The 26,418-nt window shown below is 48.0% G+C and carries 25 protein-coding genes and 1 pseudogene; 13 read left to right on the forward strand and 13 right to left on the reverse strand.

What is annotated here, in order from left to right; all coding sequences use genetic code 11:
• The 5 genes from SOHN41_RS00995 to hemC form a co-directional block, all read right to left on the reverse strand.
• The coding region (locus SOHN41_RS00995) for a retention module-containing protein (protein ID WP_037457771.1) at nucleotides 1–1,211 on the reverse strand (1,211 nt) is incomplete at its 3' end.
• Between the two features lie 431 nt (nucleotides 1,212–1,642).
• The gene (locus SOHN41_RS01000) at nucleotides 1,643–2,809 is read right to left on the reverse strand and encodes a heme biosynthesis HemY N-terminal domain-containing protein (RefSeq protein WP_007644513.1); all 1,167 of its coding nucleotides are present in this window, start codon (nucleotides 2,807–2,809) and stop codon (nucleotides 1,643–1,645) included.
• Complete coding sequence (locus tag SOHN41_RS01005) at nucleotides 2,806–3,987, reverse strand: uroporphyrinogen-III C-methyltransferase (protein ID WP_007644515.1); 1,182 nt, start codon at nucleotides 3,985–3,987, stop codon at nucleotides 2,806–2,808. Before SOHN41_RS01005 ends, SOHN41_RS01000 begins: the two co-directional genes overlap by 4 nt.
• A 60-nt stretch (nucleotides 3,988–4,047) precedes the next feature.
• The gene (locus tag SOHN41_RS01010) at nucleotides 4,048–4,788 is read right to left on the reverse strand and encodes a uroporphyrinogen-III synthase (protein ID WP_007644516.1); all 741 of its coding nucleotides are present in this window, start codon (nucleotides 4,786–4,788) and stop codon (nucleotides 4,048–4,050) included.
• Between the two features lie 4 nt (nucleotides 4,789–4,792).
• Nucleotides 4,793–5,725, reverse strand: a complete 933-nt coding sequence (gene hemC, locus SOHN41_RS01015) for a hydroxymethylbilane synthase (RefSeq protein ID WP_007644518.1) — start codon at nucleotides 5,723–5,725, stop codon at nucleotides 4,793–4,795.
• A 202-nt stretch (nucleotides 5,726–5,927) separates the two neighbouring features.
• Here hemC and SOHN41_RS01020 point away from each other — a divergent pair, with 202 nt between their 5' ends.
• Nucleotides 5,928–8,339: a class I adenylate cyclase gene (locus SOHN41_RS01020; RefSeq protein WP_007644519.1), complete on the forward strand. Its 2,412-nt coding sequence runs from the start codon at nucleotides 5,928–5,930 to the stop codon at nucleotides 8,337–8,339.
• 93 nt (nucleotides 8,340–8,432) lie between these two features.
• Here the strand turns inward: SOHN41_RS01020 and cyaY are convergent, their stop codons facing one another.
• A complete protein-coding gene (cyaY, locus tag SOHN41_RS01025; RefSeq protein WP_007644520.1) occupies nucleotides 8,433–8,762 on the reverse strand; it encodes an iron donor protein CyaY in 330 nt (109 codons plus the stop codon).
• A 79-nt stretch (nucleotides 8,763–8,841) separates the two neighbouring features.
• Here cyaY and lptM point away from each other — a divergent pair, with 79 nt between their 5' ends.
• The 7 genes and pseudogenes from lptM (at nucleotide 8,842) to SOHN41_RS01060 (ending at nucleotide 14,292) form a co-directional block, all read left to right on the forward strand.
• Entirely contained in the window at nucleotides 8,842–9,030 is a 189-nt protein-coding gene (gene lptM, locus SOHN41_RS01030) for an LPS translocon maturation chaperone LptM (protein ID WP_007644521.1), read from the forward strand.
• A gap of 55 nt (nucleotides 9,031–9,085) precedes the next feature.
• On the forward strand, nucleotides 9,086–10,330 hold the full coding sequence (gene lysA, locus SOHN41_RS01035) for a diaminopimelate decarboxylase (protein WP_007644522.1): 1,245 nt from the start codon (nucleotides 9,086–9,088) through the stop codon (nucleotides 10,328–10,330).
• Between the two features lie 75 nt (nucleotides 10,331–10,405).
• A pseudogene (dapF, locus tag SOHN41_RS01040) lies at nucleotides 10,406–11,234 on the forward strand (diaminopimelate epimerase).
• Nucleotides 11,231–11,863 carry a DUF484 family protein gene (locus tag SOHN41_RS01045; RefSeq protein WP_007644523.1) on the forward strand — a complete coding sequence of 211 codons (633 nt, stop codon included), beginning with the start codon at nucleotides 11,231–11,233 and terminating at the stop codon, nucleotides 11,861–11,863. Before dapF ends, SOHN41_RS01045 begins: the two are co-directional and overlap by 4 nt.
• A gap of 65 nt (nucleotides 11,864–11,928) precedes the next feature.
• A complete protein-coding gene (gene xerC / locus SOHN41_RS01050) occupies nucleotides 11,929–12,843 on the forward strand; it encodes a tyrosine recombinase XerC (RefSeq protein ID WP_420705318.1) in 915 nt (304 codons plus the stop codon).
• Nucleotides 12,843–13,559: an HAD-IA family hydrolase gene (locus tag SOHN41_RS01055; protein ID WP_007644527.1), complete on the forward strand. Its 717-nt coding sequence runs from the start codon at nucleotides 12,843–12,845 to the stop codon at nucleotides 13,557–13,559. The genes xerC and SOHN41_RS01055 overlap by 1 nt, the downstream gene beginning before the upstream one ends.
• Before the next feature lie 154 nt (nucleotides 13,560–13,713).
• Complete coding sequence (locus SOHN41_RS01060) at nucleotides 13,714–14,292, forward strand: HupE/UreJ family protein (protein ID WP_007644529.1); 579 nt, start codon at nucleotides 13,714–13,716, stop codon at nucleotides 14,290–14,292.
• A 17-nt stretch (nucleotides 14,293–14,309) separates the two neighbouring features.
• Here the strand turns inward: SOHN41_RS01060 and SOHN41_RS01065 are convergent, their stop codons facing one another.
• The 5 genes from SOHN41_RS01065 to prmA form a co-directional block, all read right to left on the reverse strand.
• On the reverse strand, nucleotides 14,310–14,813 hold the full coding sequence (locus SOHN41_RS01065) for a helix-turn-helix domain-containing protein (protein ID WP_007644530.1): 504 nt from the start codon (nucleotides 14,811–14,813) through the stop codon (nucleotides 14,310–14,312).
• 105 nt (nucleotides 14,814–14,918) lie between these two features.
• A complete protein-coding gene (gene ric, locus SOHN41_RS01070) occupies nucleotides 14,919–15,665 on the reverse strand; it encodes an iron-sulfur cluster repair di-iron protein (RefSeq protein ID WP_007644531.1) in 747 nt (248 codons plus the stop codon).
• A gap of 683 nt (nucleotides 15,666–16,348) precedes the next feature.
• Nucleotides 16,349–16,654: a DNA-binding transcriptional regulator Fis gene (gene fis / locus SOHN41_RS01075; RefSeq protein WP_006083371.1), complete on the reverse strand. Its 306-nt coding sequence runs from the start codon at nucleotides 16,652–16,654 to the stop codon at nucleotides 16,349–16,351.
• Nucleotides 16,655–16,670: 16 nt separating this feature from the next.
• Nucleotides 16,671–17,639 carry a tRNA dihydrouridine synthase DusB gene (gene dusB / locus SOHN41_RS01080; RefSeq protein ID WP_007644547.1) on the reverse strand — a complete coding sequence of 323 codons (969 nt, stop codon included), beginning with the start codon at nucleotides 17,637–17,639 and terminating at the stop codon, nucleotides 16,671–16,673.
• A 175-nt stretch (nucleotides 17,640–17,814) separates the two neighbouring features.
• Entirely contained in the window at nucleotides 17,815–18,696 is an 882-nt protein-coding gene (gene prmA / locus SOHN41_RS01085; protein WP_007644548.1) for a 50S ribosomal protein L11 methyltransferase, read from the reverse strand.
• Between the two features lie 692 nt (nucleotides 18,697–19,388).
• Between prmA and SOHN41_RS01090 the strand changes: the two genes are divergently transcribed.
• The 4 genes from SOHN41_RS01090 (at nucleotide 19,389) to SOHN41_RS01105 (ending at nucleotide 23,818) form a co-directional block, all read left to right on the forward strand.
• Nucleotides 19,389–20,114: a fumarate reductase cytochrome b subunit gene (locus SOHN41_RS01090; RefSeq protein WP_007644549.1), complete on the forward strand. Its 726-nt coding sequence runs from the start codon at nucleotides 19,389–19,391 to the stop codon at nucleotides 20,112–20,114.
• Between the two features lie 210 nt (nucleotides 20,115–20,324).
• Nucleotides 20,325–20,996, forward strand: coding sequence for a fumarate reductase cytochrome b subunit (locus tag SOHN41_RS01095; protein WP_007644550.1), 672 nt, complete (start codon nucleotides 20,325–20,327; stop codon nucleotides 20,994–20,996).
• Between the two features lie 84 nt (nucleotides 20,997–21,080).
• Entirely contained in the window at nucleotides 21,081–23,087 is a 2,007-nt protein-coding gene (locus SOHN41_RS01100; protein WP_037457775.1) for a fumarate reductase flavoprotein subunit, read from the forward strand.
• Complete coding sequence (locus SOHN41_RS01105) at nucleotides 23,087–23,818, forward strand: fumarate reductase iron-sulfur subunit (RefSeq protein WP_037457777.1); 732 nt, start codon at nucleotides 23,087–23,089, stop codon at nucleotides 23,816–23,818. The genes SOHN41_RS01100 and SOHN41_RS01105 overlap by 1 nt, the downstream gene beginning before the upstream one ends.
• Before the next feature lie 64 nt (nucleotides 23,819–23,882).
• Here the strand turns inward: SOHN41_RS01105 and SOHN41_RS01110 are convergent, their stop codons facing one another.
• Together SOHN41_RS01110 and SOHN41_RS01115 are read right to left on the reverse strand one after the other, a co-directional pair.
• Nucleotides 23,883–24,167, reverse strand: coding sequence for a putative quinol monooxygenase (locus SOHN41_RS01110; protein ID WP_007644552.1), 285 nt, complete (start codon nucleotides 24,165–24,167; stop codon nucleotides 23,883–23,885).
• The gene (locus SOHN41_RS01115; RefSeq protein ID WP_007644554.1) at nucleotides 24,164–25,186 is read right to left on the reverse strand and encodes a zinc-binding alcohol dehydrogenase family protein; all 1,023 of its coding nucleotides are present in this window, start codon (nucleotides 25,184–25,186) and stop codon (nucleotides 24,164–24,166) included. Before SOHN41_RS01115 ends, SOHN41_RS01110 begins: the two co-directional genes overlap by 4 nt.
• 119 nt (nucleotides 25,187–25,305) lie before the next feature.
• Here SOHN41_RS01115 and SOHN41_RS01120 point away from each other — a divergent pair, with 119 nt between their 5' ends.
• The gene (locus SOHN41_RS01120) at nucleotides 25,306–26,235 is read left to right on the forward strand and encodes a LysR substrate-binding domain-containing protein (RefSeq protein ID WP_007644556.1); all 930 of its coding nucleotides are present in this window, start codon (nucleotides 25,306–25,308) and stop codon (nucleotides 26,233–26,235) included.
• The last annotated feature ends 183 nt before the right edge of the window (nucleotides 26,236–26,418 follow it).

Here is a 26,418-nt window from a genome sequence, read left to right on the forward strand (position 1 = left end):
GTGGCATCCCCGGCAATGGTGAAGCTGACCACGCTCAAGGGGCCGTCAACACTGACGCCATCAATCACGTTACCGGTCACTTCTGGGCTGTCTTCGACAATGCTGCGCACTTCGTTGGCGTCGGTGAAGTCATCGTTCACTGGGGTGACGTCAATCGTTAACGTAGCGGTTGAGCCTGTGTTTGTAGTGTAAGTAATGACAGGAACTTGACCATTCCAGTTTTCATTAGGGGTAAAGCTGTAAGAGCCATCGGCATTAAGAATTAAGCTGCCACCTTCGAGGGTGACAGTGGTTCCAGCCGTATAGTTAGTGCCATCAATGCTGAAACTGACAACGCTTAAGATCGAATCCACATCGCTATCGTTATCGAGCACATTACCAGATGCTACAGTGTCTTCTTCGACAGTATTGCTGTCGTTTACTAGTACGGAGGGGGCTTCCACTGGGGTGACATTGATGGTCAGGGTGGCGGTTGAGCCTGTGTTTGTCGTGTAAGTAATGACAGGAACTTGACCATTCCAGTTTTCATTAGGGGTGAAGCTGTAAGAACCATCGGCATTGAGGACTAGGATCCCGCCCTCTAAGGTCACTTGAGTGCCTGCTGCAAAGGAGGTTCCATCGATCTCAAAGCTTACAACACTCAACAGGGTATCGATATCACTGTCGTTATCGAGCACATTACCTGTGGCAATGGTGTCTTCCGCAACAGTGTTTGTGTCATTAGCCAATATAGAAGGTGAGTCTGTTGCAATTGTTTGTTCTGGTGTCGGAGTAGCTGCATCAGTCAGCGGTTGACCTGCAGTTGAATAACCAGACGTTGCGAGTGCTTCTGAACCATCACGGGCTAGTGACACATAACCGGAATTTCCATCGCTGGCTGGGGCATTACCTGCTGCGGTTTCTGGTAAGTTTTGGGTTGGGTCTTCACCAGATGCTATAAGATCTTGTAATGCTTGGATCTCATCTAAGGCGGCTTCACTTGCCGTGTTGGGGGCGGCTGCGGCTGTTGCGTTCGGGGCAACCTCATTAGATAGCTTAGTGCCATCATCAAAAGTTATCTCGTATGTCGCGTTTTCCCCGATATGGAGAACTGCGCCTTTCGGGAGTAGCTCGCCATCCTTAGCGGGTTGATTTGTACCATTAACTTCGACACTGATTTGCCCTTTAACAAGCTTGAGCATACCGTTTTTTGATGTAATGACCGATCCCATAATAAGCTCCCAACAGCCCAACTGTGTTAATCCGAAGACGCACAAATTCAACAAATATGTTGAATTGCGATACAATTGGTGAAATTTTAGCTGGGGAAATGTGTTAAGTCAATTTTTTGACGCATCAACCTTGCTTACTATATTGCTTGCTATGACTGGATTTTATCGGGTACGGGACGTGAAATTGACATTTTTTGAGGGACTAACTAGATGTAGTACCTTAATTGATAAAATTAACCTTATTTAGTGTATATGATCTCTATATGGAAACATATTTATAACAAAATAATCTTGGCCTATAGATTAAATTTATAGAGAAGTAAAAATTGCGGACACGGAATATCTCACTCAGGGAGGGAAAGCACTCGATAGTGATGACGCCGTAATCTGCTTACACACATCACGGCGTTATATTGGCTGATGTTATAGAACTACACATTAACCGCTTGGCGATAACTTTGATTGGCGTTACCTTGTTCGCCTAATTGTTCTTGAATGCGAGCGAGCGCTAACCAAGAGGCTTTTGTGGGTTCGAGCCTACACACATTTTGCCAACAAGTTTTGGCTTCTTTCATGTCGCGTGTTTGCTGATATAGCTTAGCTAAGCACATCTGGTAGTCCGCATTATTCTCATGGGTGACTTCATGTTTGAGTAACTGTTTACGGATCTCTGTATCTTGGGCTGTCGCGATTTCAGGAATTACTGCCAAAACTGCTGACTCGGGAGATGTCCGTAACTTTTTCGAGAGTAGTTTCAGAGCCTGATCTTTGCGATTAAAGCGGCACAAACCCATGGTATAAATCGCTAGATACTCAGACTGATTGCGTTCGCTGCGCGATAACCATTGCCAGCACTGTTCTAAGGCCTCTTCACCTTTAATGGCAGCGGCCTTAAGCAAGGCACTGTTGGTTGCTAAATCGAGTTCATTTAAGCGGCTATCATCTAGGATTTGACGTTTCCTTAAGATAGGCAGCAATAGCTTGAGTGCATCCCAATCCTCTTGCGCGCTATATAGCTCTAGGGCGAGTTTGAGTACTGGCACTTTACTCTTACTTGTCGGTGATAGTTTATCCAGCTCTGCGCGGGCTAGGGTTAATTCCCCTTGCTTTAAGAGGTATCGGGTGCGGGTGGTTGCGACGGCGTTTGCGGCAAGGGGGTGCATAGCTGCACGATCAAGATACTGATTTCGCTCGGCTATTTTATTTTGATACTGAGCCGCACGAGCAGCTGCCAGTAAGTTAAGTGCGGGGAGTTCGCCGTTATCTGCTCCTTTTATCATGGCACGTTCCGCTGCTGGCCAATCTTCTTCAGCCAAAGCGAGTGCACCCATTAAGGTATGTTTTTTTGCTGAGCGGCGGCGCCAATGGTAAGGGATAAAACGACTGCGTAGCATCAGATTAATGGCGGTAATTACTAACCATTCTAGTACTTGGAACACAGCATAAAATACAATTAATGCTATGATCCCAAAGACTAAACTGGTCTCTATCTGATAGTCACCCGCCGCGATATACACATAACCTGTATTGCCAACCAGCCAAGGGCTGATACAGAGCCCTATTAGCACAATTCCTAATAAAATTAATATCTTGATCATAGTGGCGCATCCTCTGATGAAGTCAGCTCACCATAGCTTGTAAGCTGTAGTAGCAGAGGTTTTGCGGCAAAGGATTTCAGGGTAATAGGATCAAGTTCTAAGGTCGCTAACCTATCGATTTCGGCGATAGCTTCAATTGTCTTATGATCTTGAGTATCGAAGTGGGTTTGGATCCATTTTCGCGCCATCATTAGTGATTGGTGATAAGCGGCTCTGTCATAGCGATATAGTGCAAGTTGGGATTGCAGTAGTTTATGGCGAATATTTTCCACTAAATACCACTGTTGCTCCGGTGCGAGTAATGCAGGTGCATCGGCGGTTCTGTGGCGTATGGTAATAAAGTCTTGGGTTAACGCTTTCCACGTTTTGCCCAGATTGTTCTGCCAATCATTCAAATTGCCAGTAATAGTTGTATCTTCTGCGGCATCGGCTTCTGCATCGGCGCGATTAAGCGGCAATTTATCGAGTTGTTCAACAAGAGCGTCGAGTGCTAACACACTGCCATCAATATCCGTAGTTTTAATGCTGGCCGTGGCGGCGATGTCTTTTGCTAATGCCTTACGAATAGGCAGCAAAGCTGGATTGTTCATCGCTGCGATGGTTTCATCCGCTGACTTTAATAGATCGGTGGCGGTGCGGGGATCTTTCTCTAACCACAGTTTACGGCCCGCCATATTCACGAGATATTCGGCTTCTGAGGCCATCCAATGGGTTGGGCTGCGCTGGGCAAGTTTATTGATTCTGTCCTGCAGTTGATTTTGGTCTTCTGTAAGTCTTGTTAATTCTTGGTAAGTCTTAGCATCATTCAGTTGTTGCTGTTCAAGCTGGCCAATACGTTGGTTTGGCTGCAATAGCGCTTGTTGTAATTGATCCTGCAGGGCGATATTTTTCGCATCCTGAGCGAGTAGTTGCTGTTGTAGCTGCTGATACAGTACAAAACCGCCACCAAGGGTACAAACGGTTAAGCCGAGCGCTAATAAAACCCCAAAGCGAATCGCCCAGGAGCTTCTATTGGCGGCTAGTGTTGGGCTCGGCGCGGTTGACGGCGTGGCTTTAGCTGTTTGGGATTCTGTGGATGACGCTGATGTTGCGGACATGTCATCGGTCGTTTCCGGTGACGCTATAATAGAGGTGGCCTGTAATTCTGAGCTCTTTGCGTCGTGCTTGTTGTTATCCATTTAACAGTCCTTGAAAACATGCTACTGCCGAAATTCGAGTAAAATCGGGCTAAATAGCGCTTAGAGTTTAAGGGCGTTTAGCACGGCTTTGCTGTTGGCGGCATTGGCATTGGTGACTTGGGTTATACCAAAGGCGTGAGCTTGAGCTTCTACTCGGTTACTTGGGACTATGATATGACATGAGCGCAGCCATGCAAATAACTCTTTTGGCACTAAATTAATCAGGTTATCCAGCACTTCACCGCTGGTCACCACAATAGTATCTATCCCGAAGGCTTGCCATTGCAGAGCTAGCTGTTGTCCATCGAGTGGCGGGCAGGCTCGTTGATACACTTCCCAATAGCGCACAGTTGCGCCACGCTCAGCTAGTTGTTCGGCTAAGGTTTCACGGCCACCGACACCACGTATGATAGTAATCTGCTTACCTTTGATCTCTTGCAGCGGCGCGAGAGTGAGTAGACCTTCGGTCTGCTGACAATCATCTGGGGCTTCGAGGGCTGAAATACCGAGCTGATCTAATGCTTCCCAAGTTGCATGCCCAACGGCGAAGTATTGAACTTGGGGCCAACCTTTGATTCGAGAATTCGGGGTTGTTAAGGCATCATCGGCAAAAGTCACCGCATTGGCGCTGATGCAGATGATCATATCGGTGTGTGCCAAGGGATGCGGGGTATTCATTGCGATTGGAGGTGTTGCTTCGACACACAGCAGAGGGGTGACCCAATGGCTAATGCCTTGCTCATTCAAGGCATCGACCATGGACTGATTGCGCCCCTCGGGGCGCGTCAGTAAGACTTTCATTGACTTAGGCTTTAGCGTAAACGGCGTCGAGGATGCTTTTGGCGCCTTTGCTGAGCAGTTCTTCAGCAAGGGCAACACCGAGTTGCGTGGCTTCGGTCTTTGGACCTGTGATCACGCCTTCGATGATTTCACTGCCATCGGGGTTACCGACTAGGCCGCGCAGTGTCATCTCATCACCGTTAATTTCGGCAAAGGCACCAATTGGCACTTGGCAGCCGCCTTCGAGGCGAGTGTTCATCGCGCGCTCGGCGATCACGCGGTAGCGTGTTTCTAAATGTTCTAATGGTGCCAGTAGCGCTTTAACGCGTTCATCGTTAGTGCGACACTCGATACCCACAGCGCCTTGGCCGTTGGCGGGTAAGGATTCTTCGGCAGAAATAAAGCTGGCAATACGCTCAGACAATTTCAGGCGGATTAAGCCTGCTGCGGCCAGAATAATGGCATCATATTCGCCGTTATCGAGCTTAGCTAAACGCGTACCCACGTTACCGCGTAAATCTTTGATTATGAGGTCGGGGCGTGATGCGCGCAGTTGGCATTGACGTCGTAGGCTTGAGGTGCCCACAGTTGCACCTAATGGTAATTCACTGATCGATTTATATAAATTTGACACAAAGGCATCGCGGGGATCTTCACGCTCGCAAATCACCTCAAGACCTAAGCCTTCAGGGAAGTCGACGGGCACGTCTTTCATTGAGTGCACTGCGATATCGGCTTGGTCTTCTAGCATGGCCACTTCGAGTTCTTTAACAAATAGCCCCTTGCCACCCACTTTGGCTAGCGGCGTATCTAAAATCACGTCGCCCTTCGTGCTCATTGGCAGCAATTCCACCACAATACCTGGGTGAATGCGTTCTAATTCGGCTTTAACAAATTCAGCTTGCCACATGGCTAGCGGACTCTTGCGGGTTGCGATACGTATGCGGTTCTCAGACATGCCTAGTTTCCATCAAAGATCTTAGTTGCGCCAATGCTAACATTGGCTATTGCTTTATGTAAGGAAGCTATATCGATTCTTTGAAGTTGGCGGTATTCTAAATAGCCATAAAGTGTGACAGGCTTCACATTTAGTTGCTCGGGTTTGCAAAAGTGTTAACATGAGCACATTTCTCATAAGTATTTAAGCGTTGTGTTCTAGGATGGATCAGCAAGGCCTATTTCCTGATATTGCAGAAAGACTTAATAAGGTTCGCATCGCGCGGGCCTTAGCTTTGTTGTCGCCGTTACAAAAGCATTTATTCCACTTAATTCCCTTCCTGATCCACCAGAACAGCATTCAGTATCCTGGGTATCATGCTCCCGATACGCCCTGTGGTATTAAGGAGTATTCAGCTGGTGTGCTCGAGTCGCATGCCTGTGATGTTCTCAAGCTGCCATTGATGACCCAAGAGCCTGATGTGTGTACCTTTGAAGGCGTTTATGCCATGGGAAGTACAGCCAGCTGTGGCCAAAATACCAAGAGTGATGTCGATGTTTGGTTGGTCTATAGTGTCGATTTATGCGATAGGGATTTAGCCTTAATTCGCACTAAAACCAGTCGATTAACTGCGTGGTTTGCCGAGTATCAGTTTGAGGTGAACTTTTACTTAGTTCATTCGCAGCAGTTTAGTGGCGGTAAGGGGCGTAATGGGTGTCAATCTTCCATGGCCCACGAGCACAGTGGTAGCGCGCAGCATTGGCTGTTGCTGGAGGAGTTTTATCGTAGTCAAATTCGCTTAGCGGGTAAAACCGTTGCTTGGTGGCCTAATGCTAACTTAAACCCGAACCTCTTGTATCTTGGTGATGTGCATGAATTACCCGCAAGCGAGTATTTTGGCGCCTCGTTATGGCAACTCTATAAAGGCCTAAATAAACCACACAAAGCCTTGATCAAAGTATTGTTACTCGAGGCGTATGCCAGTGAATATCCCCATTCTCAATTGCTCTGCGATCGTCTATGGCAAAAAACGCTCGAGGGGGATTTTTCAACCGCTAATGATGCTTATTACTCAATCTATGAAGTGATTGAAGCCTACCTGTTGCAGCAAAATGATACCCGCCGTCTCGAGATTGCGCGCCGCTGCTTTTATTTAAAATGCGGGGTTTTTTTAAGTCGGTCAGATCAGGGTAAAGACTGGCGTTACGCCAAATTACAAAAGCTAGTCCAGGATTGGCAATGGCCCGACAGTTTGATCCGCACCTTAGACGACTGTGAGCATTGGCATAGCGGTCAACTCAATTGGTTTAACGATCAATTGAATGAGTTACTATTGGCGAGCTATCAAACCCTATTACGATTTGCATCTACCCACGAGCTGAACGAGGGGTTGCGTGTCGAAGAGCTGGGTATGCTCACCCGCAAATTGCACACCTATTTTAGTCAAGATGAAGATCAAATCTCTAAGCTGAACTTACTCTGGAGTCGTTCCGTTGCCGAATCGGATCTTACTATGGTATCAAGCAGCCGTGAGAACCAATATTATCTTTATAGACAAGAACCAAAGCCCCAAAACTTGTTGGGTGAATCTGCCATATGCAAAGGTAAAACACCTTCGGCGTTAATGATTTGGGCCTGCTTAAATGGAGTTTCTACTCCAAACACTACATGGTATGAGTTCGGACGGAGCAAGGTGCAGTCTAAACGGCTCACCGAGGCATCTAAGCGACTATTGAATTTTATCGACCACGATTGGCGAGTGTCCAAACTGGACCTATGTCAGCCTTGGCATTTCAGAAAACTGATCTTCGTGCTCAACTTAGACAGTGATCCCACCACCGAATGGCGTGGGCAGGAGATGATGGTCGATATGATGAACGCTAACGTATTTTCCCTTGGGCGTAAGAAGGAGAATATGCTCGGCGCCTTAGATGCGATATGCCTGAATAGTTGGGGTGAGTGGCAATGTCATCGCTTTGAAGGTGAAACCGCGGTATTACAAGCCTTAGCCTTTGTAACGCCGGGGTTAAGGCGTGCAACTTTGCCCGTAGATATGGATGTGATCAGTTGCTCGCAAAAGTTGCGGCCCCAACTTAAATTAGCGGTAAAAAACCTGCTCATGCAAACAATGCGTTTATGCCAGCAGGCGCAGCAATCCAGCACTTTAGTGCAGCCGCTGCAGATAAGTCATACCCGCTATGGCATTTTCTTCAATCCACTGGGGATGGCGTATCAAGATTTAAGCGATGCTAAATCTTTCTATCAACAGCTGTCCCGCAGTCACTTAGTGCAACTACCACGGCCAGAACTGGGGGATGATCCTTTTTCGAGTATGCCTAAAGTGGTGCAGAACTATGCGGCGAAAGGGGCGATTCAATATTTTCTACGCCAACGGGTCGATAACTTGGATGTATTTATTCTCGATGAGGAAAATCAATTGAGCCACTATGTACAGGCGGGATCGAACATGGCCGAGTTAGTGAATAAAGTCAGCCATCATTATGTGTTTGGTGAACATTATGCTTCCCGGGCGCGATTTAATATTCCGCAGTTTTTCCATCTGGTGCGAGTGGCGGGCGAGTTAACTGTCACCCCCTTTGGGATTGACAATGCGGATCAAGATGCTGAGTTCTAATAGTATTTTTTGCGAATCACTGTTCTTGAAAACCAGATATTGACATAAATAGGGGAGCCCTAGCTCCCCTATTTATTTTGCGCTGCAAGGGGATTAAAAGCTAAGCTTAATACCGCCTTGACGCTGGATAGACTCTTGCACAAATGGCATAAATTCACCACCATTGCGCCCATCTAGCCATTTCCCATCGACAAAACCGAAATGATATCCACCAAAACGAGTGGCTACCCAGATCTCATGCAAAGGTTCTTGTTTATTGATCACAATCTTAGAGCCATCCACAAATTCTAATTGCAGTACGTTACCGCTGGCATCGATGTCGACGTCGGCATCTTGCTCATCAATCGCAGTCTCGATGGCATTCTCTATGGCTTGGAACATGTCATCGGCGAGCTGGTGAAATTCTGTATCTGTCATGGCCATGCATTTCTGTCCTTTGCTTTCGTCAAGATGGGTGCGATTATAAGGCCATTAGTCACCAGATGCACAGATGTTGAGAAAAATGAGACTGTTTTTATTGCTAATGCTTGGTAGCCTATTCATTACGGCATGCGGCCAAAAGGGGCCATTATATAAATCACCTTCCGTTGAGGCGAGCCAAGCGACAAAAGCTGAAGCGCCTAAAACTGTGCCTGAGGCCGAAAAGATTAACACTGAAATTAAAGCCATCGAAGTAGAAAAAAGACAATAATTACCATTAATTAGAATAATCAACACGATAACAAAGCGCAGTAAGGAACCGGACATTGGATCACTTTCTCTACCACAATAATACCCTGCATGCTGAAGGCTGTAGAGTGAACGATTTAGCCCAGACTTATGGCACGCCACTGTATATCTATTCCCGTGCAACGCTCGAACGCCATTGGCATGCCTTCGACAATGCCGTTGCAGATCATCCACATTTGATTTGTTATGCGGTTAAAGCCAACTCGAATTTAGCCGTGCTGAACGTCTTGGCTCGTTTAGGTAGTGGTTTTGATATTGTTTCGGGCGGTGAACTAGCGCGGGTGATTGAAGCGGGTGGCTCCCCCGATAAAGTGGTGTTCTCGGGTGTGGGTAAAACCGTCGCCGAAATGGAACAGGCGCTCAACCTAGGGATTTACTGCTTTAACGTTGAGTCGAGTGCCGAGCTTGAGCTTTTAAACCAGGTTGCTGGTCGTTTAGGCAAAGTGGCGCCAGTGTCCCTGCGAGTCAATCCCGATGTGGATGCGGGAACCCATCCCTATATTTCGACCGGCCTTAAAGAAAATAAATTCGGTATTGCGATGGACGAGGCTGAAACCGTATTCGCCCGTGCCCATGCCCTGCCACATTTACAGGTAAAGGGGGTCGATTGTCATATCGGCTCGCAACTGACTGAAATTCAACCTTTCCTCGATGCAATGGATCGGATGTTGGCACTGATCGATCGTTTAGCCGAGCAAGGCATAGTGATTGAGCATTTCGATGTGGGTGGTGGTTTGGGTGTCACCTATGATGCTGAAACACCACCGCATCCCGATGTGTATGCCGCCGCGCTACTGGAGCGTTTAGGTGACCGCAAGCTCAAGCTAATCTTCGAACCGGGTCGCGCCATTGCGGCTAACGCGGGGATTTTTGTCACAGAGGTGCTTTATCTTAAAGAGAACAGCGACAAGCGTTTTGCGATTGTCGATGGCGCGATGAACGACTTAATCCGCCCAGCACTCTACAGCGCATGGCAAAATATTATTCCCGTTAATCCAAGGAATGAGCAAACCTATGCCTTTGATATTGTTGGCCCGGTGTGTGAGACTGGTGACTTCCTCGGCAAAGACCGCCAGCTAGCGGTAGCGGCGGGGGATTTACTGGCGGTACGCTCGAGTGGTGCCTACGGTTTTGCTATGGCCTCCAACTACAATACCCGTCCACGGGCCGCGGAAGTGATGGTCGATGGCGATAAGGCTTATCTAGTGCGCGAGCGAGAAAAACTGCCTCAACTCTGGCAAGGTGAGCAACTCCTGCCGTAAACTAGAAAATTATATTGATTCAGGCGCTTGGTTTCATATTTAATGAGCGGCGTCTAGGCTTAAAGGATAAGTATCTTGATCCAATTCACTAAGATGCACGGACTGGGCAACGATTTTATGGTGGTCGATGGGATCACGCAGAACGTGTTCTTTTCGCCTGAGCAGATCCGCCGTTTAGCCGACCGTAACTTCGGTATCGGTTTTGACCAGTTGCTCTTGGTCGAACCGCCCTATGATCCCGATTTAGATTTTCACTATCGCATCTTCAATGCCGATGGCGGGGAAGTCGAGAATTGCGGTAATGGCGCCCGTTGCTTCGCCCGTTTTGTTCGTAATAAGGGGCTGACGAACAAGAATAAAATTCGTGTTAGCACCTCATCGGGTAAAATGACACTGCGTTTGGAGCGTGATGGCACTGTGACCGTCAATATGGGCGTGCCTATTCTCGAACCCAGCCAAATTCCCTTTAAAGCCAAGAAGGCTGAGAAAACCTACCTGCTGCAAACTCCCCAACAAACCTTTTTTATGTGGTGCGGCCTCCATGGGTAATCCCCACTGTGTGCTCGATGTGGAAGATGTTGCCAATGCTAACGTTGCCGAAATAGGTGCTCTGCTAACCAAGCATGAACGTTTTCCCCGTGGGGTGAATGTCGGGTTTATGCAAGTAGTAAACTCGGGCCATATCAAACTGCGGGTGTATGAGCGCGGCGCGGCCGAAACCTTAGCCTGTGGTACGGGAGCCTGTGCCGCAGTGGTTGTCGGGCAGGTTCAAGGGAAACTGGATCCACAAGTGCGGGTGGATTTACCCGGTGGTACCTTAATCATCAATTGGGAAGGCGAGGGCAAACCCCTGTGGATGACTGGACCCGCGCAACATGTTTACGATGGACAAATTCAGTTATGACAGAGCCCCTTATGCCACAGACAGATGCACCTTTCGATGAGCTAATCATCCGCGAGTATCTGCTCGATAATCCAGACTTTTTTAATCGTTATCCCGAGCTGTTGTTAGCGATGCGTTTACCCCATCTGGAACGTGGCGCGATTTCTCTGGTTGAGAGGCGGCAGGAGTTGTTGCGCCAGCGAGTGAGCCAGCTCGAGGAAGAAATTACTAGCCTGTTGGCTATGGCGGCGCGTAACGAGAAAATTTATCTGTTCAACACCGAGCTTTCTTTTAAGTTACTCAATTGTGCCGATCTAGTGTCGCTTAAAGAGGTTTTAGCCGACAGTTTGAAGGACCAGTTTCATTTTACCCATGTGCGTCTTATTAGTGTGCTCGATGTTGACCTTGATATGAAAGCGATTTGGGAGCAACGCTTGCGTAAAGGTCACTATTTTGGCCGCGTGACACAACAGGAGGCTAAACGCTTATTTGGCGCCGAAGTGGGGTCCGTTGCCTTAGTCAAGCTAGCCGAGGTTCCCGTTATCTTTGCCATCGCCAGCCAAGATGCGACCCATTTTCACCCCGACATGGATAACATGCTGTTGGAACAGTTACGGCGCTTGCTGGCGTATATGTTAGCTAAGCTTTGATTGTTACCGAGATAATGCTTATTCCCTGCCTATAAGGAGCCGATATGAGTGTACAAGCGAACGATATGTCGGCTCCCAAGGTGTCGGATCTCAGTGCGAAATACCTGCAATCCTTTGAACGTTACTTACATTCGGAGCGGCAGTTATCAGATCATACCGTGCGCAATTATCTCTACGAGTTACACCGCACCAATGGATTACTGCCGGATGGTATTGATCTGCTCAATGTGGCGCGTGAGCACTGGCAACAAGTGCTCGCCAAATTGCACCGTAAGGGTTTAAGCCCGCGCTCCCTGTCATTATGTTTGTCTGCGATTAAGCAATGGGGGGAGTTTCTGCTGCGCGAAGGTGTGATAGCGCTTAATCCTGCCAAAGGCTTAAGTGCACCTAAACAGGCTAAACCGCTGCCGAAGAATATCGATGTCGACTCCCTAACCCATTTACTGGAAATTGAAGGTACAGATCCCTTGAGTCTGCGGGATAAAGCCATAATGGAGTTATTTTATTCCAGTGGCTTACGTTTGGCCGAGCTAGCGGCACTCGATTTAACCAGTGTGCATTATGAACTAAGGGAAGTGCGGGTATTAGGTAAAGGCAATAAAGAGCGAATTGTGCCAGTAGGCAGTTACGCCATCAAGGCGTTGGAGGCTTGGCTCAACTGTCGAAGGCAAATCCCCTGTGAAGATAACGCCTTGTTTGTGACTGAAAAAGGCCGGCGTTTATCCCACCGTAGCATTCAGGCTCGGATGACAAAATGGGGCCAAGAGCAGGCACTGTCGGTGCGAGTGCATCCCCATAAACTACGCCATTCCTTTGCCACTCACATGTTAGAAGCGAGTGCCGATTTGCGGGCAGTTCAGGAATTATTGGGGCATGCTAACCTTGCGACCACGCAAATTTATACCAGTTTAGATTTCCAACACTTAGCTAAGGTGTATGATAGCGCCCATCCTAGAGCGAAAAAACAACAGGATAAATAATGCGTTGTTACCTTAGACCCCAAAATATCCACGCGATCAGTTTCGATCTCGACGATACCCTGTACAACAACCAACCCTATATTCTGAATGCAGAAGCCGAGTTAACTCAGTTTTTACATCAATCCTTTCCACTCACGGCTGCATGGCAGCCCCAGGATTGGCGACGGCTAAAACTGTTACTTTTGCAGCAAATGCCCGAATTAGCCCATGATACGACGGCGGCAAGGGTGGCGACGTTACGCCAAGGGTTACTGCAACTTGGTTATAGTGAGAGTGAGGCCGAGCGCGGTGCTGCAGAAGGGCTAGCGTGTTTTTACTTTCATCGTAGCCATTTTCAAGTATCAAGCGAAGTACTCTCACTACTTAGGCGCTTATCGCAACGTTTTAGATTGGTCGGTATTACGAATGGCAATGTGGATGCTGGGCGTATTGGTCTCGGCGATACGTTAGAGTTTGTCCTGCACCCTGGAAACGGTGTGCGTATGAAACCTGCTAAGGATATGTTTGATCTCGCCTGTACTCGCCTAGACATCTATCCTGAACAACTGTTGCACGTTGGCGATAGTCTAAATGCCGATGTGCGGGGCGCGCGTTTGGCTGGCTGTCAGTCGGTGTGGCTGAACCCCAGTTTTGGCCAAGTTGAGTCATTGCCGATAGCGGCGCTTTTACCCCATATGGAGATTGCAGCCCTAGGTTCACTCAGCGATATTTTGTGATCCTGAACGACGGATTTGTTTGCCAGCGTTTTGGGTTTAGCATCATGCTGTTATCACTCTAAGGATGATAAAGATCATCGTTTATCGCTCGGATTTGCAGTAGAGTCTTAGTTAGTATGTCTATGACTCTCAACTGTTTATCAAGGAGCTTGCTATGGCGCGCTTAAGTTTATTTGCTCTACTCTCACTCCTGTTTATCGCGCCAGCTTCGGCCCATGAGATCCATTCTGGTGGTGGCTTTATGTCGGGCTTTAACCACCCGGTGTTAGGGTTTGACCATCTGCTCGCCATGTTAAGTGTGGGGATGCTCAGCACCCAACTCGGTGGTCGTGCTATCTGGACGGTTCCGTTAGCGTTTGTCGCCTTTATGTTGGTGGGTGGGATCTTAGGGTTGTACGCTATTCCCGTGCCCTTTGTCGAAATCGGCATCGCCCTATCTGTATTGTTACTCGGGCTTGCCATCGCCTTTGACCGCCAGCTTCCTCTGCTATTTGCCATGGTATTTGTTGGGGTGTTTGCCATATTCCATGGCCATGCCCACGGTGCAGAAATGCCGGAATTAGCGAGCCCTGTACTATACGCATTGGGATTTTTATGCGGGACAGCGGTCATCCATTTAGGCGGGGTTATGATTGGCCTTGGGATGCAGCGCCTAACGGGGCAGCGCAAGCTAATGCGTATTTCTGGTGTGGCAATCGCCACCGTGGGCGGTTATTTGTTAGCTGGATTTTAATTTGTGTCAGTAAAAGGTTAGCGCGCCTTGAGCTGTTTATTGCAGTAACGGGCGCGGCGCAGTAATTGACTCACTTGTCGACGGCTTGCATGCATGTCGGCATCCCCCAATCGAAAATAAGTGCCTGTGTAGGCATTATCACCAATAAAGATAGGCTTTAAGTGTTCTGGTGCGAGTGGGACACGGATCCTGATCAGCTTTTTATTCATTATTTGAATTAGTTGCACATCTGAAATGGCGAGAATATTGTGACTAATCTGGATCGGATCGTCGAGTATCTCCCAAAACTCTTGCAGTACAGGTAGGGGATTGGGAATGCCTTCGATAGTGAAATGCCCGCGCATTTCCCGTACTCCGAGAATGATCTCACCGCCTAAGGTATTGGCAAAGGAGCTGTAGGTTGCCCAAATATCCTCGGGTAATTGGCCTTGACCATCGCGGCCGCCAGCGAGCTTAAATTCCACCTGGGCCGATTCATGTAGATCGGTAATATCATCGAGCGCAAAGGATTGAAATGTCATGGCTGCATATCCGTCAGTGACACATGACTTTTTGTAGCATGCAAAAGCCACAAAGGCCAGACTTGGCCTTTGCTTTAGCGTCTATGACAAGATAAGCACTTAGCCCTAGGCGAGATTGAGCGCTTTAGGGAAGAGGATGTTGTTCTCTAAATGGATATGTCTATGCAGGTCTGCTTCAAATTCCACTAGGGTGGCATAACAGACGCGCCATGTGGTGCAGGCATATTCTGGCGGGGTAAAATCATTCGTTAATTCATGCAGTTTTTGCAGGATCTGTCCCGCTTCTTCATGCTCATGCTGCATAGCGTTAATCGGATTGCCTATATGGCCAAAACAGCTTTCAAGCTGCTCACCTTGAGTGAGTGCGCGGATCGCCGGGAATAGGATTTTTTCTTCCTTCATTAGGTGGGGCATTAGCTCTTCGATTAAGGCTCTAACCCAACCGGCAAAGGGAATGATTTCGGCATAGTGCTCACCATGTGCACGCACCATTTTTTCAGAATACTCAATCAGTAATGGAGCTTTTGCCCGTACATATTGGTGGTGGGTGGTTTCGATATAATCAATCAGTTGCCCTAGGGGTAATTGATTCAACTCATCTTCTCTGCTACCCACGAGTGCAGCCTCTTCTAGCGCAGCTATGACCTTAATAGGATCGACCTCGGCTCGCTCGCAGGCAACGGATAGTGGTTTGCCACCACCACAACAAAAATCAATTCCAAATTGGCTAAAAATATGGGCACGGCGAAAATCCTCGGCCACGAGTTCTCCCACTTTCCTATCTAACCACTGTGGTAATACCGATGATTCTTCCTGCAAGTTTAGCTCTGATGACAGATGGGCAGACGACATAACAACACTCCAAAGCAGACAATAAATTTACAAACATATTATTTGCATCTTTAAATTGAGGCAATAAATCCCGACTAAAACAGTCGGGATTTGCAAAGGAAGTCACAGTTCATTGGGTGAAATATCCCTAAGGGAGTAGGGCGGATGGGAATGATCAATGCTGTGAAAAACCGTAGCAGTGTAAGGCTTAAGATGCTGCCATTATGGTGCGCGATTAGATACCCCTATCAATAGGGGGAATAGTTTAGTGTTTTCTTTTTGGAGGTTTTTCGTATGCCTTCATGTTCAAGACGCTACATAGAAAGTAAACAAAGGCTAGAAGCCAAGCTATTTAAGCCGTTTCTTTCCTATGTTGGGCATTCGTTCACCATCAAGCATCACATTAACGCGCCCAAGCGTTTTACCTTAGAACTGCATGAAGATTATGGCGCTGCTTTGGTTTGATATTGAAAGTGCTAAGCGCTTCCCTGTGTCTCTGCAACGGGATGGTTGGCAGCAAGTTCAAGTGATGTCCGCATCTACCCCCGAATAGGCATGTAACCAAGGCTGCTATGGCGAGTTTTTCTCATGCACTTTAAGGCGATGACTTTTGTTGGTGTTTAACTCGGTGTGTAACTAAAAGCAAAAAGGCCAGTCGATATGACTGGCCTTCTCTTTAAATACAATATGTTACTGATTCAATATCAGTTCATGCCGTATTTTTTCAATTTTTTACGCAGGGTACCACGGTTGATACCTAGCATGTTTGCTGCGCGGGTTTGGTTGCCGCGAGTGTGTTGCATGATGATGTCTAGCAGAGGCGCTTCAACTTCACTTAGCACCATTTCATACACTTCTTGTGCTTCCTGACCGTCCAACTGTGCGAAGAAGTTAGTTACGGCACGCTTTACGGCGTCACGTAATAACTGGGGCTTGATAGTGCCGTTTGCGGTTTCGATTTTGCCAACGGTAAGCTGGTGAACTTCTGTGTTAGTTGTCTGATCAAACATTCTATTCTGCTCTTTATTAATTCTGTACTAATTCATCAAAATAACATTCCACGAGGGAATACTGTTCTGCAGCGGTTTCCAGCAAATTAAAGTCAGCCCTAAATTGGCGCTGAGCTTCTTGGTCTAGGTACCATCCCATATGTTTTCTGGCGAAACGGATACCCTTATATTCACCATATAAATCATACAATTTGGTGAGATGTTCCAGCATGACTTCACGCTGCTGGGCAATCTCAATGGGCGCTAGCTTATTACCCGTGTCCAAGTAGTGCTGGATTTCTCTGAAAATCCAAGGTCGTCCTTGAGCACCCCGTCCTATCATCAGAGCATCGGCACCGGTATAGTCCAGCACGAAGCGGGCCTTTTCCGGACTGTCGATATCCCCATTGGCGACAACAGGAATCGAGACATTCTGTTTGATTGCTTTAATTGTGTCGTACTCGGCAAAGCCTCGGTACATACATTGTCTCGTGCGGCCGTGAACGGCGAGCGAGGCGATGCCACAATCCTCGGCAATCTGGGCGATTTGAACACCATTCCTGTGTTCTGGCTCCCAGCCAGTGCGAATCTTTAACGTGACAGGCACGTTCACTGCGGCGACCACGGCTTGTAAAATCTCTTTTACCAGCGGCGGGTTTTGCATCAGTGCTGAGCCAGCCAGCTTTTTATTCACTTTTTTTGCCGGGCATCCCATGTTGATGTCAATGATATGGGCACCTTGTTCAACGTTGAACTGGGCGGCCTGTGCCATTAACTCTGGATCTGCCCCTGCTATTTGCACTGAGCGTATTCCTTCCTCGCCAGAATGCGTCATGCGCTGGCGGCTTTTGTCGGTATCCCAAACCTCTGGGTTGGACGAAAGCATCTCTGACACCGCTAGGGCTGCGCCAAATCGAAGACAGAGATTACGGAAGGCTTGATCGGTGACACCTGCCATTGGTGCCACGATCAGCTGATTCTTCAGTTGATAGGGTCCAATCTGCATTTACCGTTTCACCTTAGCTCTTCAAAGGGGCGCTATAGTAGCCCTTTTTGTTGGCCGTGAAAAGGTCAATAAATGACCTAGGCGCAATTTTTTTTCTTGACTTTTAAGTGTTGAGAAGTCATCGACAAAAATTGGCCTAAGCCAGCAGTGGCGCATGTTACGCCACCCTTTAGCGTTATTTACGCTTGCCTGTCAAGCGGCTCCAATCTTCTTTGTGAGCCGCTTCGTCCATATCGAACCATTGGCTGTAGAAGTCAGATATTTCTTGTGCTTGCTCTTTGAGTAGGCCAGAAAGGGCTAATTTGCCGCCAGTTTTCACCCGTTCGGCAATGAGTGGTGCGAGTTCGCGCAGTGGGCCAGCAAGAATATTGGCGACCAGTACGTCGGCCTTGAGATTGGCGGGTTGATCTTCGGGCAAATATAAGTCGAGTTTGTCGGCGACACTGTTGCGTTCTGCATTGGCTCGTGAGGCATCGATGGCTTGATAGTCGATATCGATACCCGTGACTTTTTTCGCGCCCAACTTCAGTGCGGCCACGGCTAAGATGCCCGAGCCACAACCAAAATCGATCACTTCTTCGTTGCTAAGATCTAGGCTATCTAGCCACTCTAAACACAGTGCCGTTGTCGGGTGAGTGCCAGTGCCGAAGGCAAGACCCGGATCTAAGATCACGTTGACTGCGGTTGGATCTGGGATTTCGCGCCAGCTTGGGCAGATCCATAGACGCTCGCCAAATTGGATGGGGTGGAAGTTATCCATCCATTCGCGTACCCAGTCTTTATCTTCGATTTGTTCAATCTTATGGCTGAAATTTTCGCCTAAAAATGGCAAGGTTTTCAGCATTTCTATGGTGGGGGTTAGGTCAGTTTCGGCATCGAATAATGCCACGACTACGGTATCGCGCCACAGTGGAGTTTCGCCCAGTTTAGGTTCAAAAATGGGGGTGTCTTTACCATCTTCAAGGGTGATAGAGACTGAACCTTCTTCCATAAGCAGGTCGCTGATGGTTTCAGCATCGTCGCTATTGGTGTTTATACGAAGTTGGATCCAAGGCATGGGAGTATCCTGTGGCTAAGGGTTAACAATAATCGCGGTATTGTATACCCAAACCACCTCAAGATGCAGGATTCAGCGGGAATTTAACGCACTTTAGGCAAGGCGGTTATTTGCAGACCTAGCGGGCTAAGTTAAAAATAACCAACGCAGTATAAAGTGCGTTAAAACCCGCCGGGACGGAGCGCCTAGGGCACTCCACTTCCGTGTTGCATCAATTCAAAAGGTAGCCGACATTCTTTCATTGATGCGCCTTGAGTTGAAGCACCCTAGACGCTCTGAAACTCGAATCTTGAGGTAGCTTGGGTATATACCCAAACTATCTGAAAATGCAGGACTGTGCGGGAATTTAACCCGCGTTATGCTGGCTCTCGCATCGATTTATTCATGGCATTGCTATCATGCGCGTGGGGATCTATTCCGCCTTGTCATAGTGTTAGCTTGCTTAATACATTATGGTTAAAAAGCGAATTGTCAGTTTTATTTTTAATCTTAACACTATGAAATATATTGGTTAATTGGTTTTACCTTTGTTTTGTTATACTGGTTTTTTTGTGATCATCTTCTAAGAGTTCCACTCTGCTTAGTGAGTTAGCTCACGCTTTAAATCTGTGACACTGAACGGTGATTTTGGTTACTGCTATGGTGTAGCTTGCCAAGAGGTGCCAACGATAAACCACAAAGGTAGATGCAAGATGACAAGCGTAACGCGCGTTCACACTAGGGTGAGCACAACCTCGCTAGGCCACCCTTGGTCGGCTAAGGCGGATAGACTGCAGAGTGCAACGGGTATTTTACTCGGTTGTTTCCTATTACTGCATATGCATTTTGAGTCGAGCATTCTGCTGGGTAAAGAGGCTTTTTATCGTGTGGTGCAGTTGCTTGAAGGTGGCATGTTCAGCAGCTCTGGACACGGTTTCCCGATAGTCACTAAAGTGTTTTCAGTGTTTATGTTATTGGTGGTGATAGTGCATGCCGCCGTGGCACTAAGGCGTTTTCCCGCCCAGCTCGGGCAATGGCGGGCGCTGCGCTCACATCTTGGGGGGATTAAGCATAAAGATACCCATGCATGGTTTTGGCAACTTATCACTGGCTTTATTCTATTTTTCCTCGTGCCAGTACATCTCTTTACCATGATTTTGAATCCCGAAATTGGTCCACATTTATCGGCCGAACGGGTTTATCACGATAACGCTTGGTTGCTATACGCGTTATTGCTGCCTGCTGTGGTGATACACGCCATGATTGGTTTGTACCGCGTGGCGGTAAAGTGGGGCTTGACCCTAAACCGCTCTGGTCTACGTAAGCTCGCTAAGGTGTTGATCATTTACTTACTCTGCCTCGGAGCCGCTAGCCTTGTTTCTTATATATTTATTGGTAGCGAGCTGAGTATTCCAGTACAACCCTTTGTACCTCACTAATTGCAACCCGAAACTGCTGCGTCTGGGGTGAGTTGTTCAACTAACCGCAGCAGGATTTTGTTTCGCTGCTAATATTTAAGCATTCGATTAATTATTCGTCTCCTATTTGATCTAACTCAGTTTTTTGGGTGGATTTGTGAGCGATATTAATTTTTAGTAGCGGGACTTATGAGATTGGCTCGATAAGGTCAACGGCGCGAGGCAAGAGCGATGGCGATTAAACTAAATATAAAAAAATGGAGTGCGTGGCTGGATTTAAGCCAGAGTTTATCGGGGGTCATTCTCGCGGTGTTTTTATGGACGCATTTAGTGCTTGTGTCATCGATTTTATTGGGAAGTGATGCCATGAGTTGGGTGGCACGCACTATGGAGCTGAGTTTTCTTTCCGCTGATGGCCATGGTTATCCTTGGGTCGTGACTTGTATTGCCATAGGCATTGCGGCTTTGGCACTAGTACATGTGCTGGTGGCACTACAGAAACTGCCGATGAGTTTGCGTCAGCAAAGGGCCCTGCAGCAACAAATGCAAGTGATCAACCATGGCGATACACGTCTATGGCGCTGGCAAGCTATCACTGGGGTGGCGATTTTATTGCTACTGCCTGTGCATTTATGGCTCATCGGTTCCGCCCCCGAAACTATAGGCCCACAGGGTAGCGCCGATCGTATTTGGAACCAGGGCGTGTGGATGGTGTATCTGCCGCTATTACTCACTGTGGAGTTACATGCGGCCATTGGCATTTACCGTGTGGCGCTTAAGTGGGGGGCGGCGCGGGATCTTAATAGCCGTAGCCGACTGAGAAAAATTAAGACCATAGTCAGCGTACTATTTATCATTGTGGGGATAGCTTCACTGTTGGCATTTTTACCCCATGCAAGTTAAAAACCAATTAATAACAATACGTTGTGGCAAGCATGATATGAGAATAAACCCGACAATAACAGCAGATCCCATCAAGGAGCAGGCGTGAAACTGATTTATACCGATTCATTAGTGGTTGGTGCGGGGCTGGCAGGCTTAAGGGTGGCGATTGCCTCCAAAGAGCGTGGGCTCGATACCTTAGTTTTATCGCTTATTCCGGCCAAACGCTCACATTCGGCTGCCGCTCAAGGGGGAATGCAGGCGAGCTTAGGTAATGCCGTTAAGGGGATGGGTGACGATGAAGACGTGCATTTTCAAGACACAGTGAAAGGCTCCGACTGGGGCTGCGATCAAGAGGTCGCGCGGATGTTTGCCCACTGCGCACCTAAGGCCGTGCGTGAGTTGGCCAATTGGGGCGTGCCTTGGTCAAGGGTGACGGCTGGCCCAAGGGAAGTGATAGTCAACGCGCAAAAGGTGACTCTCCATGAGGCGCAAGAAGCGCACGGGCTAATCAATGCCCGTGATTTTGGTGGCACTAAAAAGTGGCGTACTTGTTACACCGCCGACGGTACTGGGCACTCACTGCTTTATGCAATGGATAACAAAGCGATTTCCATGGATATCCCAGTGCATGAGCGCGTCGAAGCCCTGGCGATTATTCACGATGGCAAACGTTGTCATGGGGTTATCGCCCGTTGTCTTATTAGCGGTGAGCTACGTGCCTATGTGGCTAAGTCTACAACGATTGCCACGGGCGGCTATGGCCGTATTTACGAGGTTTCGACCAATGCGATTATCTGTGAAGGTATAGGTCAAGCCCTAGCGCTAGAAACGGGCGTCGCAACCTTAGGTAATATGGAAGCCGTGCAATTCCATCCAACGGCGATAGTGCCCGTGGGGATTTTAACCACCGAAGGCTGCCGTGGTGACGGTGGTTTACTGCGAGATAAAGATGGCTATCGTTTTATGCCGGACTATGAACCTGAAAAGAAAGAGCTAGCGTCGCGGGATGTGGTATCACGCCGTATGACTGAACATATACGTAAAGGTAAGGGCGTCGATAGCCCCTATGGGCCACATCTGTGGCTGGATATTACCTTGCTGGGCCGTAAGCATATTGAAACTAACTTAAGGGAAGTACAGGAAATTTGTGAAAATTTCCTCGGGATCGATCCCGCTAAAGACTGGATCCCTGTGCGCCCAACCCAGCATTACTCCATGGGCGGTATTCGCACTAATGCCACGGGTGAAAGTCCACAGCTTAAAGGCTTGTTCAGCGTAGGCGAGGCTGCCTGCTGGGATATGCATGGCTTTAATCGTCTAGGTGGTAATTCGTTGGCCGAAACTGTGGTTGGCGGCATGATTATCGGTAAGTATGTCGCCGATTTTTGTGAGAACAATAGCCTCGAGATCAATACGCAACTTGCCGAGCAATTTATGCAGCAAGTTCAAGGTGAAATCGACACTTTGGTCGAAGGCAATGGGGTGGAGAATCCCTTCGAACTCAAGCGTGAAATGCAGCGCATTATGATGGACTATGTGGGTATTTTCCGTAATGGCCCAGAGCTTGATAAGGCTGTGGCCGAGCTTAAAGTGTTGTTGGAGCGTTCGCGCAAACTTGGGCTCAAATGTAAAAAACGCCATGCCAATCCCGAATTAGTCGAAGCCCTGCGGGTCAAGCGTATGCTCAAAGTCGCGTTAACCGTAGCCTGTGGCGCAGCGGCGCGTACCGAGAGCCGCGGCGCCCATGCCCGTGAGGATTATCCGCAGCGAAATGACCGCGATTGGTTAAATCGCACCCTAGCGAGTTGGCCCGATGCCGATGCCCTCGAACCCGTGCTGAATTACGAAGCGCTGGATGTGATGAAAATGGAACTACCGCCGGGTTACCGCGGTTATGGTATCAACAACGCCATAGTGCATCCCGATACCGAAAAGCGTGAACAGCAAATTGCTGACATTTTAGCCGAGCTAGGTGAGGATGCGGATCGCTATCAGCGGCAACAGGCTCTCATGCCATTCGAGTTGCCACCGAGCCTGCAACCTAAGAACGAACGGTTAAGTGATACTTTAAAAAGCCCATCAGCCAATGCGTTAGGAGAAAAATCATAATGAGCCAAGGTCGCACGCTCACCTTTAATATCTTTCGTTATGATCCGCAGGAGCCAAACGATAAACCTAAAATGGTGCGTTATCAGTTAACTGAAACCCCTGGGATGACGGTATTTATCGCCCTGAATAAACTCAGGGAGGAGCAAGATACTTCCCTACAGTTTGATTTTGTTTGCCGCGCCGGTATTTGCGGTAGTTGCGCTATGGTGATCAACGGTTTCCCCACCTTAGCTTGTCGTACCTTAACCGCCAAATATCCTAAGGGTGAAATTACCCTAATGCCGCTGCCAGGTTTTGAGTTGATTGGCGATTTATCGGTTAACACGGGTAAGTTTATGCGTGAGCTTGCCGAACGCTTAAAGCTGTGGCTGCACCCAAAATCTAATGATATCAATGTGCATCGCCTTGAAGATCCAATGGAGCCTGAGGAGGCTGCACGTTTATATGAATTAGAGCGCTGTGTCGAATGTGGCGTGTGCGTTTCGGCCTGTGCGACTAAACAAATGCGTGAAACCTTTGTCGGCGCAGTGGGCATGATGAAAATTGCCCGTTTCGAGATGGATAGCCGTGATGCCCGCACTGCTGAGGATTTTTACCATGTAATAGGCAATCAGGATGGGGTATTTGGCTGTATGACCTTACTCGGCTGCCAAGACAACTGTCCTAAGGATTTACCGCATATGCAACAAATCGCCTATCTGCGCCGAAAAATGGCAATGACATTGGTTTAATTAATTTTATTGCTTTGATTTTAAAATAAAAAGCGCCAAGTTTGGCGCTTTTTTGTTAATGACGTTAGCAAGCATAACTCTTATGGATCTCGACTTTTTCCACTAACGCTTCGGAGGCGACGACAAAGGCATTAAAGTGATGGCTTGCCATATGTGCATCAAGCGCCGCTTGTGATTGCCACACTTCATACATCCAAAAGTGATTTGCATTATCTAAAGAACGATGCAGCGTATACTCAACACAACCGGCCTCGGTGTGGGTGTCACTCACCAGTTGTTTGAGGATGTTAAAGAGCGCATCACTCTGACCTGAATGCGCTTTGATTTGCGCAAAAACCGTGATTTTCATTGGCTAAATCCCTCTAGCACAATTTTACCAATCGCTTTACCCGACTCAATTTGAGCATGGGCTTTAAGTAAATTTTGCGCATTGATCGTGCCGTAATGCTCACCAAAGGTGCTTTTTACTGTGCCAGTATCGATAAACTCGGCGATGCGATTGAGTAGATGATGCTGGGCAATCATATCTTCGGTTTGATAAAGGCTGCGGGTAAACATGAGCTCCCAATGTAACGACAGGCTTTTACGTTTCAGTTTCATCACATCTAACGGTTCTACGGGATCGTCAATCAGTGCCAGTTTACCTTGCGGTCTGAGCACTTTTACGATTTCGTCATAGTGCTTATCGGTTTGAGTCAGGCTAATCACATGGGTGACATCGGCAATATCGAGTTTAGCCAGTTCTTGTGAGAGGGGGTGGTTATGATTGATGACAGAATCTGCACCTAAGCTTTGCACCCAAGTTGCAGATTCTGGCCGTGATGCGGTGCCGATAACCTCTGCACCAGTCAATTTGACCGCCAGTTGGGTGATGATTGAACCCACACCGCCGGCGGCGCCAATAATTAAAATGCGTGCATCGGTGGCAGAACCATCCTGTGGTAGACCTAAGCGATCAAACAATAATTCCCATGCCGTAATACTGGTTAAGGGCAAGGCCGCGGCTTGGGCATTGCTTAAGGTTTGAGGTTTATGGCCAACGATGCGCTCATCGACTAACTGGTATTCGGCATAGCTGCCACTGCGGCTAATATCGCCGGCATACCAAACTTCATCGCCCACATTAAATAGGCTGGCTTTATCCCCAATGGCTTTAACAACGCCGACGGCATCCCAACCGAGGATTTTATATTCCCCTGCGGGCGCTGAGCTGGATGCGCGGATCTTAGTGTCGACGGGGTTAACCGATATCGCTTTAACTTCGACTAAAAGATCAAAACCTGTTGGGATGGGTTTGGCTAATATGATGTTTTCTAATGCATTATGTGCATTGATTGCACCTGCTGTTTGGTAACCTATGGCTCTCATAATCATTCCTCACTGGCGACTCGTGTCAGTCACTTGTCATTGAGTGCCATTGTGTGAAATATTAACCTTTAGATAAACGGGGTAAAGTTTGTAATTTTTTCAAAGGAAATTTGATAATCATGCTGCTCAATGATCTTGCATTATTTGTTCGGGTTGCCGATTGCGGCAGTATTTCGGCCGCTGCGGCCGAATTGGAACTCTCGGCAGCGTCGGCCAGCGCCGCGATTAAACGCCTTGAAAAACAGCTTGATACCAGCCTATTTGTGCGCACAACTCGCAGCCTTAGGTTAACCGCCCAAGGTGAGCGCTACCTTATCCATTGCCGCCGCGCCTTAAGTGATCTCGCGCTCGGAGAGCAGGCGATCGCCAGCGACAAAGGCAAGGTCTCTGGCACCTTAAGCTTGTCGGTTTCATCTGACTTTGGGCGAAACTTATTCGTCCCTTGGCTCGATGATTTCTTACTGGATTTTCCGCAACTGCAAGTACGTTTGCATTTGGGCGACAATATCAGCAGTTTTTACCACGATAAAATTGATGTGGCAGTACGTTATGGTAAGCCGCTTGATTCTAATCAAGTTGCCTTTCCGATTTGCAGTGCCGACAGAGTGCTATGTGCATCGCCAGAATACCTTGCCAAGTTTGGCAAGCCCGAAACCTTAGAGCAGCTGACACAGCATAATTGCTTGTTTTATAAGTTAGATGATAGAACTCACGACCAATGGCAATTTGAGCGTGATGGCCAGGAATGCAAAGTCCGCGTCACGGGGAATCGTAGTGCCAATGATGCTGAAATTGCGCGCCGCTGGGCGGTAGCGGGAAAGGGGCTGGTGTTTAAGTCGAGCTTAGATTTGGCAGAGGATATTATGGCAGGGCGTTTAGTGCCCTTATTGCCCGAATATCGCGGCGAGTCGGTCAATTTGTACTTAGTGTGCCCTGGGCGGGAGCATGTCACGCCAGTCGTCTTATTGTTGCGGGAAATGCTGCGGCAACGCACACAGGCTTTGAGTAAAAGCTTAGGTAAAATATTGGCAGTAAAAAATCTTAGATAATAAAAAAGCCGCACTGTTAACTGCGGCTTTTGTTGAGCTAGTGACCCGTCCTAAATAGCGTTGACACTTTTCAATCTTTATTTGGAGAGTGTAATGAAATCAACAACCAAACGAACTCAACGGGATTATTCCCTCGCTTTTAAATTGGCTGTGGTCGACCAAGTCGAAAAAGGCGAGTTCAGT

The organism is Shewanella sp. HN-41, from assembly GCF_000217915.1.
Taxonomy (GTDB): domain Bacteria; phylum Pseudomonadota; class Gammaproteobacteria; order Enterobacterales; family Shewanellaceae; genus Shewanella.